Origin of the sequence: Clostridium amylolyticum, assembly GCF_900142075.1 — a bacterium.
GTDB classification, from domain to species: Bacteria; Bacillota; Clostridia; order Clostridiales; family Clostridiaceae; genus Clostridium_AA; species Clostridium_AA amylolyticum.
Genome location: NZ_FQZO01000018.1, coordinates 1 through 3,116 on the forward strand (window position 1 = coordinate 1; position 3,116 = coordinate 3,116).

At 49.6% G+C, this 3,116-nt stretch carries 1 rRNA gene; it reads right to left on the bottom strand.

From position 1 onward, the window contains the following. Positions 1-27 precede the first annotated feature (27 nt). Positions 28-2,933: ribosomal RNA gene (locus BUA82_RS20230) — 23S ribosomal RNA — on the bottom strand. Positions 2,934-3,116 lie beyond the last annotated feature (183 nt).

Genomic DNA, 3,116 nt, shown 5'->3' on the forward strand with positions numbered 1-3,116 from the left:
ATATAGAACTTTGTAAAGAAAGATTTATTGGTCAAGCCCTCGACCTATTAGTATCAGTCAGCTGAACATGTTGCCATGCTTACACCTCTGACCTATCAACCTTGTGTTCTTCAAGGGGTCTTACTAGCTTACGCTATGGGAAATCTAATCTTGAGGTAGGCTTCACGCTTAGATGCTTTCAGCGTTTATCCCTTCCCGACATAGCTACCCAGCTGTGCTCCTGGCGGAACAACTGGTGCACCAGAGGTCAGTCCATCCCGGTCCTCTCGTACTAAGGACAGCTCCTCTCAAATTTCCTGCGCCCGTGGCGGATAGGGACCGAACTGTCTCACGACGTTCTGAACCCAGCTCGCGTGCCGCTTTAATGGGCGAACAGCCCAACCCTTGGGACCTACTTCAGCCCCAGGATGCGACGAGCCGACATCGAGGTGCCAAACCTCCCCGTCGATGTGGACTCTTGGGGGAGATCAGCCTGTTATCCCCGAGGTAGCTTTTATCCGTTGAGCGATGGCCCTCCCACGAGGTACCACCGGATCACTAAGTCCGACTTTCGTCCCTGCTCCACTTGTAGGTGTCGCAGTCAGGCTCCCTTCTGCCTTTACACTCTTCGAACGATTTCCGACCGTTCTGAGGGAACCTTTGAGCGCCTCCGTTACATTTTAGGAGGCGACCGCCCCAGTCAAACTGCCCACCTAACAATGTCCCGTCGCCAGTTTCATGGCGTCCGGTTAGAATCCCAGTACTGTCAGGGTGGTATCCCAAGGATGACTCCACAGGACCTGACGATCCTGCTTCCATGTCTCCCACCTATCCTGTACAGACAATACCGAGACTCAATGCTAAGCTGCAGTAAAGCTCTACGGGGTCTTTCCGTCCAACCACGGGTAGCAAGCATCTTCACTTGCACTACAATTTCGCCGGATTTGCAGTTGAGACAGTGCCCAAGTCATTACGCCATTCGTGCGGGTCAGAACTTACCTGACAAGGAATTTCGCTACCTTAGGACCGTTATAGTTACGGCCGCCGTTTACTGGGGCTTAAGTTCACACCTTCGCTTGCGCTAAGTGATCCCCTTAACCTTCCAGCACCGGGCAGGCGTCAGCCCCTATACTTCAGCTTTCGCTTTAGCAGAGACCTGTGTTTTTGCTAAACAGTTGCTTGGGCCTATTCTCTGCGGCCATGTCTCCATGGCACCCCTTCTCCCGAAGTTACGGGGTCAATTTGCCGAGTTCCTTAACTGCAATTCTTCCGTCGGCCTTAGGATTCTCTCCTCACCTACCTGTGTCGGTTTGCGGTACGGGTACTATCTTTCTCCCTAGACGCTTTTCTTGGCAGCGTGGAATCATGTACTTCGGCTCCGTAGAGCCTTCCCCATCACATCTCAGCTTATACAGGCGGATTTGCCTATCCTGTATACCTAAATGCTTAGACTAGCATCCAATAGCTAGCACACACTATCCTCCTGCGTCACGCCATCGGTAATAACGATTGACAGTAGTATCGGAATATCAACCGATTGTCCATCACCTACGCCTTTCGGCCTCGGCTTAGGTCCCGACTAACCCTCAGTGGACGAGCCTTCCTGAGGAAACCTTAGGTATTCGGCCAATGAGATTCTCACTCATTTCTCGCTACTTATGCCTGCATTCTCACTCCTGTACAGTCCACCGCTCCTTTCGGTACGACTTCAGCCCATACAGGACGCTCCCCTACCGCTGACACTTACGTGTCAACCCGTAGCTTCGGTGATAGATTTTAGCCCCGGACATCTTCGGCGCAGGATCTCTCGACTAGTGAGCTATTACGCACTCTTTCAATGAGTGGCTGCTTCTAAGCCAACATCCTAGTTGTCTTCGAAATCCCACATCCTTTACCACTTAATCTATACTTAGGGACCTTAGCTGACGATCTGGGCTTTTTCCCTTTTGACTACGGCACTTATCTGTCGCAGTCTGACTGCCGGACTAATAGTATGCGGCATTCGGAGTTTGATAAGGTTCGGTAAGCTATACGCCCCCTAGCCCATTCAGTGCTCTACCTCCGCTACTCACATCCGACGCTAGCCCTAAAGCTATTTCGAGGAGAACCAGCTATCTCCGAGTTCGATTGGAATTTCTCCGCTATCCACAGCTCATCCCATGGTTTTTCAACACCAACGTGGTTCGGTCCTCCACGGAATTTTACTTCCGCTTCAACCTGGCCATGGATAGGTCACCCGGTTTCGGGTCTACGGCATGCAACTAGTCGCCCTTTTCAGACTCGGTTTCCCTTCGGCTCCGTACCTTAAGTACTTAACCTCGCTACATACCGTAACTCGCAGGCTCGTTCTACAAAAAGCACGTCATCACACTCATATGGTGCTTTGACCGGTTGTAGGCACACGGTTTCAGATTCTATTTCACTCCCCTCCCGGGGTTCTTTTCACCTTTCCCTCACGGTACTTCTTCACTATCGGTCATCAGGTAGTATTTAGCCTTGGGAGGTGGTCCTCCCTGCTTCCCACAAGGTTTCACGTGTCTCGTGGTACTCTGGATCAGAGCTGACATTAATGACTTTTACTTACGAGGCTATTACTCTCTATGGCCCAGCTTTCCAGCTGTGTTCAATTAATCATGTCCTGTATTTTATGCTCTGTCCGCAACCCCGGAAACAAGTTTCCGGTTTGGGCTCTTTCCTTTTCGCTCGCCGCTACTAAGAAAATCGATTTTTCTTTCTCTTCCTCCAGGTACTTAGATGTTTCAGTTCCCTGGGTTTACCCTCCTGCAGCTATGTATTTACCACAGGATACATGGGGTTTCCCATGTGAGTTTCCTCATTCGGAGATCTCCGGATCTCAGGCTATTTGCGCCTACCCGAAGCTTATCGCAGCTTATCGCGTCCTTCATCGGCTCCTGATGCCAAGGCATTCACCATGCGCCCTTTGTAGCTTGACCTAATGGATGTTCCAAATCTTAGATTTGGCACGGTTTCTTACATTTTATTGCGTATAAAATGTTTCAACCTTCATCTATGCTGAATATTTCATTCCAGAAATATTCCTATTTCATTTCTTTCTATAAAGAAAGATTTGTAGTTTCTTTACATCAGTTTTCTATATACAGTTTTCAAAGAACAAA